Genomic DNA, 14,972 nt, shown 5'->3' with positions numbered 1-14,972 from the left:
GGCCAGCCTAGAGCCAGGGACTGACATCCGCCCCGGTCACCGCATGTCCACGCCCGATCGGCCCCCTGCCGTAGGGTCCGGCACGCCCGTGCGTCAAACTGGTTTGTGATCGATCGCACTGTTTTACCGTCCGGCATCATGGAAACCACGCTTCCCTGAACAGGCCGACAAGGAGAGAACTCGTGGACGACGTTCTGCGGCGCGCCCCGCTTTTCGCGGCGCTCGATGACGAGCAGGCCGCGGAGCTCCGCGCCTCGATGAGTGAGGTGACCCTCGCACGCGGTGACGCGCTGTTTCACGAGGGCGACCCGGGCGACCGCCTGTACGTGGTCACCGAGGGCAAGGTGAAGCTCCACCGCACCTCCCCCGACGGGCGGGAGAACATGCTGGCCGTGCTCGGCCCCGGCGAGCTGATCGGGGAGCTGTCGCTCTTCGACCCGGGCCCGCGCACCGCGACGGCGAGCGCGCTCACCGAGGTCAAGCTCCTCGGCCTCGGTCACGGAGACCTCCAGCCCTGGCTGAACGCACGCCCCGAGGTGGCCACCGCGCTGCTGCGTGCCGTTGCCCGCCGGCTGCGCAAGACCAACGACCAGATGTCCGACCTGGTCTTCTCCGATGTGCCGGGCCGCGTCGCCCGTGCGCTCCTCGACCTGTCGCGCCGCTTCGGCGTGCAGTCGGAGGAGGGCATCCACGTCGTCCACGACCTGACGCAGGAAGAGCTGGCCCAGCTGGTCGGAGCCTCCCGCGAGACGGTCAACAAGGCGCTCGCGGACTTCGCGGGCCGCGGCTGGCTGCGGCTCGAGGCGCGCGCCGTGATCCTGCTGGACGTGGAGCGGCTGGCGAAGCGGTCCCGCTGACGCCTCCACCGCCTACGCGGCGCCCTGGACGAGATCGCCCCGGAGGACGCAGCCGTCGAAAAGGCCCCACCGGCCGGTGGGGCCTTTCGCGTGCCCCGGCCGTTTCCGGGGACGGGCCGGGCCAGGTCAGATCAGGCCGTGCTCGGTCAGGTACTCCAGCTGGGCCCGCACCGACAGCTCCGCCGCCGGCCAGAGGGAACGGTCCACATCCGCGTACACGGCCGCCACGACCTCGGCGGGCGTCCGGTGCCCCGCCTCCACGGCCGTCTCCACCTGGGCCAGGCGGTGTGCCCGGTGGGCGAGATAGAACTCGACGGCGCCCTGCGCGTCCTCCAGCACAGGCCCGTGCCCCGGGAGCACCGTGTGCACCCCGTCGTCGACCGTCAGCGAGCGCAGCCGCCGCAGGGTGTCCAGGTAGTCCCCGAGCCGCCCGTCCGGGTGGGCGACGACCGTGGTGCCGCGCCCCAGGACCGTGTCTCCCGTCAGCACGGCCCGGTCGGCCGGCACATGGAAGGAGAGCGAGTCCGCGGTGTGACCCGGGGTGGGGACGACCCGGAGTTCCAGGCCTCCCGTGGTGATCACGTCGCCTGCCGCGAGCCCCTCGTCGCCCAGCCGCAGGGCCGCGTCCAGGGCGCGCACCTTCGTACGGGTGAGCCCGGCGAACCGGGCGGCGCCCTCCGCGTGGTCGGGGTGTCCGTGCGTGAGCAGGGTGAGGCCGACGCGCCTGCCCGCCCGTTCCACCGTGTCGATGACGGCCCGCAGGTGTACGTCGTCCAGAGGCCCCGGGTCGATCACGACGGCGAGATCGGAATCCGGTTCCGCGACGATCCAGGTGTTCGTTCCGTCCAGGGTCATCGCCGAGGCGTTGGGGGCCAGGACGTTGACCGTACGGGTGGTGGCCGGCCCGGACAGGGCCCCGCCGCGAGGTTGTCCGGGCAGTGCTGCCGCGTCGCTCATGCGGTGCCGCCTTCCACGTCGGCAGAGGCGTCCTCAGAGGCGTCCCCAGAGGCGTCCCCAGGGAGGTCCCCAGAGGCGTCCCCCGAGGTGGACGGGATGTGTTTGGTGAACTCGTCGTGCCCCGGCCAGCTCAGCACCAGCTCGTCCCCCTCCATGCGGGCCTCTGCCAGCACGGGAGTGAGGTTCTGGGAATCCGCTGCCTCCAGCGCCTCCGCGGCCGTCCCGTACGGCCTCAGGGCCCGCAGGGTGGCCACGGTGGGCGGCATCATCAGGAGGTCGCCCTTGTCGTAGCCGTCGGCGGCGTCCCCGGGCCGGATCCACACCGTCCGGTCGGCCTCGGTGGAGGCGTTCCGGGTGCGCTGGCCCTCCGGGAGCGCGGCCACGAAGAACCAGGTGTCGTACCGTCGCGGTTCGAAGGCCGGGGTGATCCAGCGCGCCCACGCGGCCAGCAGGTCGGAGCGCAGCACCAGGCCCCGGCGGTCCAGGAAGCCCGCGAAGGACAGCTCCCGGGCGACGAGGGCCTCACGGTCGGCCTCCCAGTCGGCGCCCGTGGTGTCGCTCACGACGGTGCCGGCGGTCGGTCCGGCCAGCAGGACCCCTGCTTCCTCGTACGTCTCACGCACCGCCGCGCAGACGACGGCCTGTGCCTCGGCGGCCGTGCCGACGCCCAGCCGGACGGCCCAGGTGGCCAGGGACGGTCCCGCCCAGCGCACGAGGTGGTCGTCGTCGCGCGGGTCGACCCCGCCACCCGGATAGGCGTACGCGCCTCCGGCAAAGGCCATGGAGGTGCGGCGGCGCAGCATGTGCACGGAGGGACCGGTGGCGCCCGGCCCCGATGTGTCGTCCCGGAGCAGCATCACGGTGGCCGCCCGCCTGGGGGTCACGGCTGTCAGCTCGCCGCTGGCGAGGGCCCGGATCCGGGCGGGCCATTCCGGTGGGTACCACTGACCGTTGGACATGGCCGGAGGCTATCCGGAACCGCGCCGATGTTCGAGGGGCCCCGGGCCGCGGTGTCTGCCCCATACACGCATGATCCCGCCCGGTCGCGGGACCGGGCGGGATCGTGGAGGTGCGGGATCAGGCGTCGACGAGCTCGACCTGGACCTCGACCTCCACCGGTGCGTCCAGCGGCAGCACCGCGACACCGACGGCGCTTCGGGCGTGCACGCCCTTGTCACCCAGAACCGCGCCCAGCAGCTCGCTCGCCCCGTTGACGACTCCCGGCTGCCCGGTGAAGTCGGAGGCGGAGGCGACGAAGCCCACGACCTTCACGACCCGTGCGATCCGGTCCAGGTCACCGGCGACCGACTTCACCGCCGCCAGGGCGTTCAGCGCGCAGGTCTTCGCCAGCTCCTTGGCCTCGTCAGGCGTCACCTCGGCACCGACCTTGCCTGTCACCGCGAGTGTGCCGTCCACCATGGGGAGCTGGCCCGAGGTGTAGACGTACACCCCCGACCGGACGGCGGGCTGGTAGGAGGCCAGCGGCGGTACGACGTCCGGGAGCGCCAGGCCGAGTTCGGCGAGCTTCGCCTCGACGGCGCCCGCCACTACGGCTTCTCCCGCTTCAGGTAGGCCACGAGCTGCTCGGGGTTGTTCGGGCCGGGAACGACCTGGACCAGCTCCCAGCCGTCCTCGCCCCAGGTGTCCAGAATCTGCTTGGTCGCGTGCACGAGAAGGGGCACGGTCGCGTATTCCCACTTGGTCATGAGCCGACTGTAATGCCTGGCACAGGCGGTCTCGTGCGTAGCCTGCCTGCTGACTGGTTAGGCTCGAAGACGTGAGCAGGTTCCAGGTCGTCAGCGGCAAGGGCGGGACCGGTAAGACCACGGTCGCCGCCGCACTCGCGCTCGCCCTCGCGACCGAGGGCAGGCGCACTCTCCTCGTCGAGGTCGAGGGCAGACAGGGCATCGCCCAGCTCTTCGAGTCCGAGCCCCTCCCCTACGAGGAACACAGGATCGCCGTGGCGCCCGGCGGCGGCGAGGTCCACGCACTGGCGATCGACGCCGAGCGCGCCCTCCTGGACTACCTCCAGATGTTCTACAAGCTGGGCAGCGCCGGCCGGGCACTGAAGAAGCTCGGCGCGATCGACTTCGCGACCACCATCGCCCCAGGGGTCCGGGACGTCCTGCTGACGGGGAAGGCCTGCGAGGCCGTACGCCGCAAGGACAAGCAGGGCAGGTTCGTCTACGACCACGTGATCATGGACGCGCCCCCCACCGGCCGCATCACGCGCTTCCTCAATGTGAACGACGAGGTCGCGGGACTGGCGCGGATCGGCCCCATACACAATCAGGCGCAGGCCGTGATGCGGGTCCTGAAGTCCCCCGAGACCGCGGTCCACCTGGTGACGCTCCTGGAGGAGATGCCGGTCCAGGAGACAGCGGACGGCATCGCCGAACTGCGGGCCGCCGAACTGCCCGTGGGGCGGGTCGTCGTGAACATGGTGCGGCCCCATCTGCTGGACGAGGACGCGCTGCGTACGGCCTCGGGAGGCCGCCGCAAGGAGATCGCGAAGACGCTCACGCGGGCCGGCGTGACAGGTTCCGCCGGTCTGGTACGACCGCTCGTCGAGCAGGCCGCCGAGCATGCGCAGCGCGTCCGTCTGGAGCGTGAGCAGCGCGCGGTGCTGGCCGGGCTGGGACTGCCCACGGCGGAGCTCCCGCTGATGGGCGAGGGAGTGAGCCTGTCCGCGCTGTACGAGCTGGCAGCGGAGTTCCGCAAGCAGGGTGTGGGCGATGAGACCGCGGACGCGGCGGGGCACGGCCCCCCGGGCGGGAAGCGACGCGGATCCGGAGAAGGGGCGGGGTCATGACGCTGGGCACGGACATCGCACCGGGGCTGGAGACCGACGCGCTCCTGGACGACCCGGGGATCCGTATCGTCGTGTGCTGCGGTTCCGGCGGCGTGGGCAAGACCACGACCGCGGCGGCGCTCGGCGTCCGGGCGGCGGAGCGCGGCCGCAAGGTCGTCGTGCTCACCATCGACCCGGCCCGTCGGCTCGCCCAGTCCATGGGCATCGACCGGCTGGACAACATCCCGCGCCGGGTCGAGGACATCGGGGGCGAGGGCGAGCTGCACGCCATGATGCTCGACATGAAGCGCACCTTCGACGAGACCGTCGAGGCGCACACCGACGCCGAGCGGGCCCGCGCGATCCTGGAGAACCCCTTCTACCAGTCCCTGTCGGCCGGGTTCGCGGGCACACAGGAATACATGGCGATGGAGAAGCTCGGCCAGCTCAGGGCGCGCGACGAGTGGGACCTGATCATCGTCGACACCCCGCCGTCCCGTTCCGCCCTGGACTTCCTGGACGCGCCGAAACGTCTCGGCTCCTTCCTGGACGGGAAGTTCATCCGGCTTCTGATCGCCCCGGCCAAGATCGGCGGGCGGGCCGGGATGAAATTCCTCAACGTCGGGATGTCGATGATGACGGGGACGCTCGGCAAGCTCCTCGGCGGACAGTTCCTCCGTGACGTACAGACCTTCGTCGCGGCGATGGACTCCATGTTCGGCGGATTCCGTACCCGGGCCGATGCGACGTACAAGCTGCTCCAGGCACCAGGCACGGCATTCCTCGTGGTGGCGACGCCGGAGCGGGACGCGCTGCGCGAGGCCGCGTACTTCGTGGAACGGCTGGCCGCCGAGGAGATGCCACTGGCCGGCCTGGTGCTCAACCGGGTGCACGGGAGCGAGGCCGCACGGCTCTCCTCGGAGCGGGCGCTGACAGCCGCAGAAAATCTTGAAGGCGTCGGCATTGTCGATCAGACGGCCGGGAAGGCTGCCCTTGGTGACCCGGTGGACCCGGTGTCCGTCACCTCTCCCGAAGCCCCGGAGCCGCCGCTCTCCCCCAAGCGCAGCAACGAGCACGCACCACACGAGCCGTCACAGCAGGAGCCGTCACAGCAGGAGCCGCCCCAGCACGACCGGACGACGAGCACCGCCGAGACGGAGCCGCACGGCCGTGGCCGAAAGTCGCCTGACCCGTCCGGACCAACCACGCACACGGAAACAGACAGGCACGACGCGCCCGCCGCGGACGCCGCATCCGTCGAGGTGTCCATCGAGCAGCTCACCGCGGGTCTCCTGCGGCTGCACGCCGAGCGGATGCAGGTCGTCGCGCGCGAGCAGCACACACGGGACCGCTTCACCACGCTTCACCCCGAGGTCCCGGTGACCGAGGTGGCCGCGCTGCCCGGTGACGTGCACGACCTCTCAGGCCTCAGGGCCATCGGGGAACTGCTCGCGACAGGTTCCGCTCCCACACCGGCCTGAGCCGCCCAGGACCACCGCGGGCCTCCCCAGGGCAGCCCGTGCGGCACTACGAGCGCGCGGCGCTACCCCACGGCGGCGAACCTCTCGTGCAGTTCGTCGTCATGCAGGCCCTCGTCGTGCAGGCCGTCATCCAGGCCCACCGCTGCGGGCAGCATGCCTGTGGACCGCTCGTACTCACTGCGCGCGGTCTCCAGCAGGCGGCGCCAGGACGTGACGGTCGGCCGTCGGCGCAGCAGCGCCCGGCGCTCCCGCTCCGTCATTCCGCCCCACACGCCGAACTCGACGCGATTGTCCAGCGCGTCGGCCAGGCACTCGGTCCGCACCGGGCAACCGGTGCACACCGCCTTGGCCCTGTTCTGCGCTGCCCCTTGTACGAACAATTCATCCGGATCGGTAGTGCGGCAGGCTGCCTGCGCACTCCAGTCGGTTACCCAGCCCATGCCGGCGCCGTCCTCTCCCGAATCGAGGCTCCCCCACGGCGGTAGCGGCATATTCACCGCTGCCAGTTGAGGACGTTACGGAAGGTGGGGACAGCACAACACCCCCTTCGAGCCCAATCTTGAATGGTCCGAACGGACTATGCGTACGCGGCAGATCACCCAGAGGAGTGATGCAAGGACATGCGGGACCTTCCCGAACGAATCGGGACAGAAGCCCCAAGTCACAACGGACATTCGGCGACACATGAGACGAATTCGGGAGCGTCCCGGCAGGTGGCTGAATTCCGTTGAAGGCCGTGCAGGGGGGTTGATGCAGAATCGGACTGCTGTGACAGTTGAGAGCAGCTTAGGCCAAGGCCTATACGTGTGTCCGGCGAATGAGAACGTAGGCTGCCCCCATGCCAAAGAAGCGCTCAGGCGGGGGTCTGACGACGACCCAGCAGGCCGCCAAGTTCCTCGGTGTCGCCGCGCTCGCCGGAGCTGTGCTGGCAGGCATCGCGCTGCCGGCCGCCGGCGCTCTCGGGCTCGCCGCCAAGGGGACGGTCGAGGGATTCGACGAGATCCCTTCCAACCTCAAGACGCCGCCGCTGAGCCAGCGGACCACGATCCTGGACAACGAGGGCGGCGCGATCGCCACGGTCTACTCGCGTGACCGCACCGTCGTCCCGCTCAAGAACATCTCGCCGTACATGCAGGACGCGATCATCGCGATCGAGGACTCGCGCTTCTACGAGCACGGCGCGGTGGACCTCAAGGGCATCCTGCGCGCGATGAACCGCAACGTGCAGGCGGGCGGCGCCTCGCAGGGCGCGTCGACGCTCACCCAGCAGTACGTGAAGAACGTGTTCGTCGAGGAGGCCGGCGACGACCCGGACAAGGTCGCCGAGGCCACCCAGCAGACTCTGGGCCGCAAGGTCAGGGAGCTGAAGTACGCGATCCAGGTCGAGGAAGAGCTCGGCAAGAAGAAGATCCTGGAGAACTACCTCAACATCACGTTCTTCGGGCAGCAGGCCTACGGGGTCGAGGCGGCCTCCCAGCGCTACTTCTCCAAGCACGCCAAGGACCTGAAGCTGGAAGAGGCCGCGATGCTGGCCGGTCTCGTCCAGTCACCGACCCGCTACGACCCGGTCAACGACACGGAGGAGGCGACCAAGCGTCGCAACACCGTGCTGCAGCGCATGGCCGCCGTCGGCAGCATCTCGAAGGCCGAGGCCGCCGAGGCCGCCGCCGCCCCCCTCGAGCTGAAGGTCAGCAAGCCGAACAACGGCTGCATCACCGCCGTCAGCGGCGCCGGATTCTTCTGCGACTACGTGCGCAAGACGATCCTGACCGACCAGGCCTTCGGGAAGACCGAGGAGGAGCGCGCCAAGCTCTGGAACCTCGGCGGTCTGACCATCAGGACCACGCTCTCCCCGCGTGCGCAGAAGGCCGCCAACGAGGCCGCCACCTCGAAGGTCAACAAGGACGACAAGGTCGCCGCCTCCGTGGTGCAGGTCGAGCCCGGCTCCGGCAGGATCCTCTCGATGGGCCAGTCCCGCCCGTACGGCCTGGACCAGAAGCAGCACGAGACGGTCCTCAACCTCGCCGCCAGCAACAAGATGGGCGGCAGCACCTACGGCTTCCAGGTCGGCTCGACCTTCAAGCCGATCACCGCGGCGGCCGCCCTGGAGAAGGGCGTCAGCCCGGCGCAGAGCTTCGACACACCGTGGAAGACCTCTCTTCCGCTGAACAGCTACAAGAAGTGTGACGGTGGCCCTGCGGGCGGCGGTGAATGGTCCGTACAGAACGAGATGGAGTCCGAGAAGGGCTCCTACGACATGACGGACGCCCTCGGTAAGTCCATCAACACGTACTTCGCGAAGCTGGAGCAGAAGGCCGGCCTGTGCGAGACCCTCACGATGGCCGGGAAGGTCGGTTACCAGCGCGGCAACGGCGAGCCGCTCACGGAGAACCCTTCCATCACGCTCGGCACCACGGAGAGCACCCCGCTCGCCATGGCCGCCGCGTACGCCACGTTCGCCAACCGCGGCACGTTCTGCACGCCGATCGCCATCGAGTCCATCACGGACCCCAACGGCAAGAAGCTGAAAGTTCCCAAGTCGGCCTGCTCGCGCGCGATGAGTGAGAAGACCGCCGACACGATCAACCAGATGCTCAAGGGCGTCGTAGCGGACGGCACCGGTCAGCAGGCCGGCCTCGACGACCGCGACAACGCGGGTAAGACGGGTACGACCGAGAACCGCGTGGACGCCTGGTTCGTCGGCTACACGCCGAACCTGTCCACGGCGGTGTGGGTCGGTGCCGACATCGGCAAGAAGGTGCCGATGTACGACATCACCATCGGCGGCCAGTACTACGACAAGGTCTGCGGTGGCTGTCTTCCCGGCCCTATCTGGAAGACCGCGATGACCGGCGCCCTGGACGCCTCGCAGACCCCGTCATTCAACCCGATCTCGGTGCCGCGCGCCCAGGAGAAGGAGAAGGAGAAGGACAAGGGCCGTGACGCGGGCAACGGCGGCAGGAACGACGACGACAACGACAAGCCCGGCGCCGACCCCATCGGCGGCATCACCCTCCCGCCCGGCGTCATCGGCGGGAACGACGGTGGCGTGCGCGGCGGCAACGGCCGCTGACAGTCCGGTTCGCGCGACGACATCATGAGAAAGGAGGGGCGCCCCGAGCCGGGGGCGCCCCTCCTTCGTGCACCGGCCTCTCAGCCCGCGAGCAGCTTCTTCACCGTGGCGGCGACCCGGCCGCCGTCGGCGAGCCCGGCCACCTTCGGGTTGACGATCTTCATGACGGCGCCCATGGCCCGCGGCCCCTCGGCGCCGGCGCTCTTCGCCTCCTGGACGGCCTGCGCGACGATCACGTCCAGCTCGTCGTCGGAGAGCTGCTTCGGGAGGTACGCATCGAGCAGCTCGCCCTCGGTCTTCTCCCGCTCGGCCTGCTCCGTCCGGCCGCCCTGCGCGAAGGCCTCGGCCGCCTCACGGCGCTTCTTCGCCTCCTTGGCGATCACCTTCTGCACCTCGTCGTCGGAGAGCTCGCGCGACGTCTTGCCGCTGACCTCTTCCTTCGTGATCGCGGTCAGGGTGAGCCGGAGGGTGGACGAGGTGAGCTCGTCACGCGCCTTCATGGCTGTGGTGAGGTCTTCCTTGAGCTTGGACTTGAGCGTGGTCATGCGGCGATTGTGACAGGTACGGGGCACATGGCGCCCGCCTGTTTTCGTCCCGCCGCACCGCTTCTGCGACGATGGGCCCATGCGCGCACGCTACGGAGTACCCCTGAAAGTCACGGCAGCCGGCGCAGCGGTCGGTGCCGCCGCCCTCGTGTACGCGGCCGGATTCGAGGCACGCTCGTTCCGCCTCCGCCGGATCACGATTCCCGTACTCCCGCCCGGGGCACGCCCGTTGCGCGTACTCCAGGTCTCGGACATCCACATGGTGAGCGGCCAGCGCAAGAAACGCGCCTGGCTGCAGTCCCTGGCGGGGCTACGCCCGGACTTCGTCGTGAACACCGGCGACAACCTCTCCGACCCGGAGGCAGTGCCGGAGCTGCTCGACGCCCTCGGCCCACTGATGGAGTTCCCCGGGGTCTACGTCTTCGGTTCCAACGACTACTACGGGCCGAAGCTCCGTAACCCGGTCCGCTACCTCCTGGAGAAGACGCAGGGCAAGCACGGGCTGAACGGAAACGCCCCGGCGGTCGGCGTCGTCCACAACCCGTGGGAGCCGATGCGGGACGCCTTCGACGAGGCCGGCTGGCTGAACCTGTCCAACACCCGGGGCCGGATCAAGGCCGACGGGCTCGAGATCGGCTTCACCGGCCTGGACGACCCCCACATCAGGCGGGACCGTTACGCCGAGGTCGCCGGCGGCCCGGAAACGGACACGGACCTCTCGATCGGCGTCGTCCACGCCCCGTACCTTCGCTCCCTGGACGCCTTCACCTCGGACGGCTACCCCCTGATCCTGGCCGGCCACACCCACGGCGGCCAGCTCTGCATCCCCTTCTACGGCGCCCTCGTCACCAACTGCGACCTGGACACGGACCGCGTGAAGGGCCTCTCCGGCCACACGGTGGGCGAGCGGCGCGCCTACCTCCACGTCTCGGCGGGCTGCGGCACGAACCGCTACACCCCGGTCCGCTTCGCCTGTCCGCCCGAGGCGACCCTGCTGACACTGACGCCCCGCGACTGAGGCCCCCGACCCCCACCCGGTCCCAAAAACCGGATTTCGCCTCCGGCCGCGGGTGGGCTAAAGTAATCGATGTCGCCGGGACACTGGTGGACATCGGGGTGTAGCGCAGCTTGGCAGCGCGCTTCGTTCGGGACGAAGAGGTCGTGGGTTCAAATCCCGCCACCCCGACAGCTGAAGTACCAGGTCAAGGGCTTGATCCTCTCGGAGGATCAGGCCCTTCCTGCATTTCCGGAGATCGTACGGAGAAATCTGGGAGAAGGTCTTGACCGGGGCCTCCCTGCCGGGCCCGCCGGTCTTGGTCGGCTCCGAGCGGACAGCGCGGTCTCCGCGGTTGCCTCGTTCCGCGTTCTCGCACTCGCCGATCACCTCATGGGAACGGCACCGCTTCCAAGCTGCCACATTTCGTAGTTCCCACATTCTGCCGTGATCTCGGCCGCCGCCTGAGCCGCGTTGAAGAAGTCGTCGACCACCGGCGAGATGCGCGTTGCCGCCACCGCGAGGCACACCTGGTCGGGCGCCATATCCGGGACGGGCACATAGATGACGTCCGGATGTGAGTAGAACACGGTCGCCGAACGGGCCAGGAACGAGATGCCCCGGCCGGCCGCGACATGCTCGAGCGTCTCGTCCACCCCGCGCACCAGGTACCCGGCGTTGGGGTGCGGACGCCTGGTGGGCTGCGTGCTCGTGTCCATATGCCAGACCAGCGGCTCGCCGGCCAGGTCGGCCTCGGTGATCTGCTCCCGGCCGGCCAGCGCGTGGCCGGCGGGCAGCGCCGCCACCCGAGGCTCGGCGTACAGCGGGGCGACGCGCAGGCCGGCCTCGTCCATGGGCAGCCGCACATAGCCGACGTCGATGCGGCCGTCGAGCAGCATCGGAGCCTGGTCGTCCCATTCGATCCGCTGCACGTCCACCAGAACGTCCGGGTGCCGGGCGGCGAACAGTCGTACCGCCGGGGCGACCGCGATGCCCGCCCGGAAGCCGACCATGATCCGCCGACCGCCCCGCGCGGCCACGGTCACCCGGCGGCGGGCCGCGTGCGCGGAGGCCAGCAGTGGGCCGGCGTCGGTCAGCAGCTGCCTGCCGGCGTCGGTCAGCGCCACGCCGTGGCTGTCCCTTGTCAGCAGCGGGGTGCCGAGATCCTTTTCCAGCGCGCGGATCTGCCGACTCAGCACCGGCTGCGCGATGTGCAGCTCATCGGCGGCGCGGCCGAAGTGCAGCCGGTCGGCGACGGCGACGAAGTAACGCAACTTGCGCAGGTCCAGATCCATGAAGCCTCCCGGCCCGGCGATGCCGCCAGGGTATCGCAGCGCCTGAAAGAGGTCTTGGACAGCCGCTCAGGCCGATGACAGCCTCGGGAATCGAGGGCCGGCCGTACAGGCCCGTCGTCCGACGGCCTCGACCACACAACCGTTGCCAACAACGGGGTCGGCACGGCGTCCTGTTCAACTTCAGAAAGCAGCACACCATGAGCAGCATCAGCATCATCGGCCTGGGCGGCATGGCCCGCGCCATAGGCGCCCGCGCGGTCGAGGCCGGCCACGTCGTCGAGGTCGTCGGCCGCGACGCGGCCAAGGCCAAGGACCTGGCCGCCGCGCTCGGCGGCGGCGCCACGGCCGGGACATTCGGCACCACCCCGGCCGGCGACCTCGTCATCCTCGCCGTGCCGTACGCCGGTGCCGTGCCGGTCGTCGCCCGGTACGGGGACGCGCTGGCCGGCAAGGTCGTCATCGACATCTCCAACACCTCCAACGCCGACGCCACCGGGCTGGTCCCCCCTGACGGCACTTCCGGCGCGCAGGAGATCGCCGAGGCCGTCCCGGCGAGCGCGTACGTCGTGAAGGCGTTCAATACCGTCTTCGGCCACATCCTGGCCCGGGGCGGCCCGCTGGACGTCCTCTTCGCCGGCGACGACGCGCGGGCCAAGGCAAGCGTGTCGGCGTTCATCGAGAGCCTCAGGCTGCGCCCGCTGGATGCCGGCGGCCTGGAGGTGGCGCGCTGGCTGGAAGGGACGGGCCTGCTGATGATCAGCCTGGCCCGCCACGGCGTGGGGGATTTCGACTTCTCCCTCGGCGTCAACCTTCCCGGCTGAGCGCACCCGCACCACCCCTTCTCGCGTCACATCACGTCAGTCGATCTACGGCACGAGAAGAACAGCCCACCGGCCTAGCCTCACATGGAGCAGTAGTGCGCGTCTTCGTCACTGGCGGGACCGGCCACTCCGGTTCGTACATCATCCCCGAGCTCGTCGCCGCCGGGCACGAGGTCACCGGCCTGGCACGGTCGGACCAGGCCGCGGCGGCGGTGTCCGCGCTCGGCGCGAAGGTACGTCGCGGCGACCTCGCGGATCTCGACGGGCTCAAGGAGGCGGCTGCGGATTCCGACGGCGTCGTCCACGTCGCGCACAGGCAGGACCTGCTTCCGTCCGGCGGGATGGACGCCGTGGCCGCCGCGGAGCTCCCGATCATGCTCGCGTACGGCGAGGCACTTGCGGGAACCGGAAAGCCACTGGTCGCGGCGGGGAGCATAGGGTCGCCCGGGAAGCTGGGCCGGCCGGCCACCGAGAAGGACCCGGCCCTCTTCGTCGGCGACGAGCACAAGGGCACCCTCCGGGTCCGCAATGCCGTGGAAGCCGCCGTGATCGGTCTCGCCGAACGGGGAGTGCGGTCTTCGGTCGTGCGGATTGCCAACATCATGCACAGCACGGCCGATGCCGGCTTCCTCCCCATGCTGATCGCGCTCGCGAAGGAGAAGGGGTTCGCCGGCTACCCAGGAGACGGCGCGAACCTGTGGAACGCCGTGCACATCCGCGATGTCGCCTCGTTGTTCCGATTGGCGCTGGAGAAAGGTCCGGCAGGCGAATACTGGCACGCGGTCGAGGACGGGGGCATCCCGTTCCGCGACATCGCTGAGGCCATCGGCAGCCGCCTGGGCCTGCCCGCGGTGAGCATTCCCTCGGACGAACTGATGGTGCCGGGATACTTCGGGTTCCTCGCGAACATAGTCACGCACAACTACCCGGCGTCCAACCTCATCACCCGCCAGGCCCTCGGCTGGGAACCCGCTCGACCCAGCCTGCTCGCCGATCTGGACAACGGCCATTACTTCCCCGCCGGCACCTCAGCCGGCACCTCAGCCGGCACCTCAGCCGGCAACAACGATGTGGCGGCGCTGGAGACGTTCGTGACCCGCTTGCAAGCCGGTGACCTGAGTGGGGCCCTGGAGATGGTCGACGAGGAGGCGGTCTGGGAGGAGGCCGAGACCCTGCCCTGGTCAGGACGGTGGCGAGGACCCGACGGGTTCGCACGGCTGGAAGGCGCGATCAACACTTCGGCAGAAATGATTGTGCGGGACTACGCCGTCGTCGAAGCCGGCGAGGTGGTGGAGATGCGGCTCGACCTCGTGTTCGTCTCCCGGAAGAGCGGGCGTCGACTGCCGATGGAGGTTGTGGAGCACTACACGGTGCGTGAGGGCAGGATCCACGGCGCAAAAGCCTTCTACAAAGACACCCAGGCCGTCAACGACCTGGTCAAGCACGGCTGACCCAGCTCTTCTGGAGGGGCCTGAGAACATGACGCCGACTGTGGGATTCATCGGAAGCGGCAACATCGGCAGTACCGTCGCGCGGCTCGCCGTCGAGGCCGGGTACCAGGTCGTGCTCAGCAACTCGCGCGGTCCGGAAACGCTCACGGACACTGCCGCGGAACTGGGGCCACGGGCGTCCGCGGCGACGAGCGGGGAGGCCGCGGCGGCCGGTGACATCGTCGTGGTCACGGTGCCGGTCAAGGCCTTCCCCGACATGCCCGCCGCGCTACTGGCCGGGAAGACGGTCATCGACACGTGCAACTACGGCCCCGCGCGTGACGGGCGCATCCTCGAGCTCGACAGCAAGTCGCTCACCTCGAGCGAGCTGCTGCTGCGGTACATCCCGGATGCCGTGCTCGTGAAGGCATTCAACAACATCTTCTTCAAGCACCTGCTGTCGCTGGCCCGCCCGGCGGGGGCGGCCGACCGCTCCTACCTGCCGATCGCCGGGGACTCCGCGCCGGCGAAGGCGGCGGTGTCCGAATTCATCGAATCCATCGGGTACGGCGTGGTGGACGCGGGACCGCTCGCCGACAGCTGGCGGCAGGCGACGGACACGCCGGTGTGGGGGACCCCGTACGGGCCGACCTCGCACGAGAAGGGCCGGCCGGCCGGCGAGGACGCCATCCGCGCGGCACTGGCCGCCGCGACGCGGTAGCCGTAAG

General features: G+C 69.9%; 15 protein-coding genes, 1 tRNA gene and 1 pseudogene. 10 read left to right on the top strand and 7 right to left on the bottom strand.

All coding sequences use genetic code 11. The annotated features are described in order from the left end of the window. Positions 1 to 182 precede the first annotated feature (182 nt). Positions 183 to 857 (top strand): Crp/Fnr family transcriptional regulator, encoded by a 675-nt coding sequence (locus ACIREO_RS33685; RefSeq protein WP_031090867.1) that lies wholly within the window; start codon positions 183 to 185, stop codon positions 855 to 857. A gap of 126 nt (positions 858 to 983) precedes the next feature. Here ACIREO_RS33685 and ACIREO_RS33680 read toward each other — a convergent pair whose 3' ends face one another. The 4 genes from ACIREO_RS33680 to ACIREO_RS33665 all read right to left on the bottom strand — a co-directional run bounded on the left by ACIREO_RS33680 (position 984) and on the right by ACIREO_RS33665 (position 3,520). Then, a complete protein-coding gene (locus ACIREO_RS33680) occupies positions 984 to 1,814 on the bottom strand; it encodes an MBL fold metallo-hydrolase (protein WP_404117208.1) in 831 nt (276 codons plus the stop codon). Continuing rightward, positions 1,811 to 2,773 carry an NUDIX hydrolase gene (locus ACIREO_RS33675; RefSeq protein WP_404117206.1) on the bottom strand — a complete coding sequence of 321 codons (963 nt, stop codon included), beginning with the start codon at positions 2,771 to 2,773 and terminating at the stop codon, positions 1,811 to 1,813. Before ACIREO_RS33675 ends, ACIREO_RS33680 begins: the two co-directional genes overlap by 4 nt. Before the next feature lie 118 nt (positions 2,774 to 2,891). Then, positions 2,892 to 3,362 (bottom strand): RidA family protein, encoded by a 471-nt coding sequence (locus tag ACIREO_RS33670; RefSeq protein ID WP_404117203.1) that lies wholly within the window; start codon positions 3,360 to 3,362, stop codon positions 2,892 to 2,894. Beyond that, positions 3,362 to 3,520, bottom strand: a complete 159-nt coding sequence (locus tag ACIREO_RS33665) for a DUF4177 domain-containing protein (RefSeq protein WP_019992579.1) — start codon at positions 3,518 to 3,520, stop codon at positions 3,362 to 3,364. Before ACIREO_RS33665 ends, ACIREO_RS33670 begins: the two co-directional genes overlap by 1 nt. A 71-nt stretch (positions 3,521 to 3,591) precedes the next feature. Between ACIREO_RS33665 and ACIREO_RS33660 the strand changes: the two genes are divergently transcribed. After that, the gene (locus tag ACIREO_RS33660; protein WP_404117200.1) at positions 3,592 to 4,626 is read left to right on the top strand and encodes an ArsA family ATPase; all 1,035 of its coding nucleotides are present in this window, start codon (positions 3,592 to 3,594) and stop codon (positions 4,624 to 4,626) included. Continuing rightward, entirely contained in the window at positions 4,623 to 6,086 is a 1,464-nt protein-coding gene (locus ACIREO_RS33655) for an ArsA family ATPase (protein WP_404117199.1), read from the top strand. Before ACIREO_RS33660 ends, ACIREO_RS33655 begins: the two co-directional genes overlap by 4 nt. Before the next feature lie 62 nt (positions 6,087 to 6,148). Here the strand turns inward: ACIREO_RS33655 and ACIREO_RS33650 are convergent, their stop codons facing one another. Further along, positions 6,149 to 6,526 carry a WhiB family transcriptional regulator gene (locus ACIREO_RS33650; protein ID WP_404117197.1) on the bottom strand — a complete coding sequence of 126 codons (378 nt, stop codon included), beginning with the start codon at positions 6,524 to 6,526 and terminating at the stop codon, positions 6,149 to 6,151. A 398-nt stretch (positions 6,527 to 6,924) separates the two neighbouring features. On the opposite strand from ACIREO_RS33650, the gene ACIREO_RS33645 reads away from it, so the two are divergent. After that, positions 6,925 to 9,159 carry a transglycosylase domain-containing protein gene (locus tag ACIREO_RS33645; protein ID WP_404117194.1) on the top strand — a complete coding sequence of 745 codons (2,235 nt, stop codon included), beginning with the start codon at positions 6,925 to 6,927 and terminating at the stop codon, positions 9,157 to 9,159. Between the two features lie 80 nt (positions 9,160 to 9,239). On the opposite strand, the gene ACIREO_RS33640 is transcribed toward ACIREO_RS33645, so the two are convergent. After that, positions 9,240 to 9,704: a GatB/YqeY domain-containing protein gene (locus tag ACIREO_RS33640; RefSeq protein WP_404117191.1), complete on the bottom strand. Its 465-nt coding sequence runs from the start codon at positions 9,702 to 9,704 to the stop codon at positions 9,240 to 9,242. 79 nt (positions 9,705 to 9,783) lie between these two features. Between ACIREO_RS33640 and ACIREO_RS33635 the strand changes: the two genes are divergently transcribed. After that, entirely contained in the window at positions 9,784 to 10,722 is a 939-nt protein-coding gene (locus ACIREO_RS33635; RefSeq protein WP_404117189.1) for a metallophosphoesterase, read from the top strand. Between the two features lie 94 nt (positions 10,723 to 10,816). Beyond that, positions 10,817 to 10,890 (top strand) — tRNA-Pro (locus ACIREO_RS33630). A gap of 194 nt (positions 10,891 to 11,084) precedes the next feature. On the opposite strand, the gene ACIREO_RS33625 is transcribed toward ACIREO_RS33630, so the two are convergent. After that, positions 11,085 to 11,993 (bottom strand): LysR family transcriptional regulator, encoded by a 909-nt coding sequence (locus ACIREO_RS33625; protein WP_404117187.1) that lies wholly within the window; start codon positions 11,991 to 11,993, stop codon positions 11,085 to 11,087. 197 nt (positions 11,994 to 12,190) lie between these two features. Here ACIREO_RS33625 and ACIREO_RS33620 point away from each other — a divergent pair, with 197 nt between their 5' ends. The 4 genes and pseudogenes from ACIREO_RS33620 (at position 12,191) to ACIREO_RS33605 (ending at position 14,965) form a co-directional block, all read left to right on the top strand. Continuing rightward, positions 12,191 to 12,814 carry an NADPH-dependent F420 reductase gene (locus ACIREO_RS33620; RefSeq protein WP_404117185.1) on the top strand — a complete coding sequence of 208 codons (624 nt, stop codon included), beginning with the start codon at positions 12,191 to 12,193 and terminating at the stop codon, positions 12,812 to 12,814. A gap of 95 nt (positions 12,815 to 12,909) precedes the next feature. Next, a pseudogene (locus tag ACIREO_RS33615) lies at positions 12,910 to 13,836 on the top strand (SDR family oxidoreductase); the annotation flags it as partial. A 48-nt stretch (positions 13,837 to 13,884) separates the two neighbouring features. Further along, complete coding sequence (locus ACIREO_RS33610; protein ID WP_404117496.1) at positions 13,885 to 14,265, top strand: nuclear transport factor 2 family protein; 381 nt, start codon at positions 13,885 to 13,887, stop codon at positions 14,263 to 14,265. 10 nt (positions 14,266 to 14,275) lie between these two features. Beyond that, on the top strand, positions 14,276 to 14,965 hold the full coding sequence (locus ACIREO_RS33605; protein WP_404117493.1) for an NADPH-dependent F420 reductase: 690 nt from the start codon (positions 14,276 to 14,278) through the stop codon (positions 14,963 to 14,965). The last annotated feature ends 7 nt before the right edge of the window (positions 14,966 to 14,972 follow it).

It is taken from the genome of Streptomyces sp. NPDC102441, from assembly GCF_044765585.1.
GTDB lineage: Bacteria > Actinomycetota > Actinomycetes > Streptomycetales > Streptomycetaceae > Streptomyces.
This window is presented reverse-complemented; position numbering and strand designations above follow the sequence as displayed.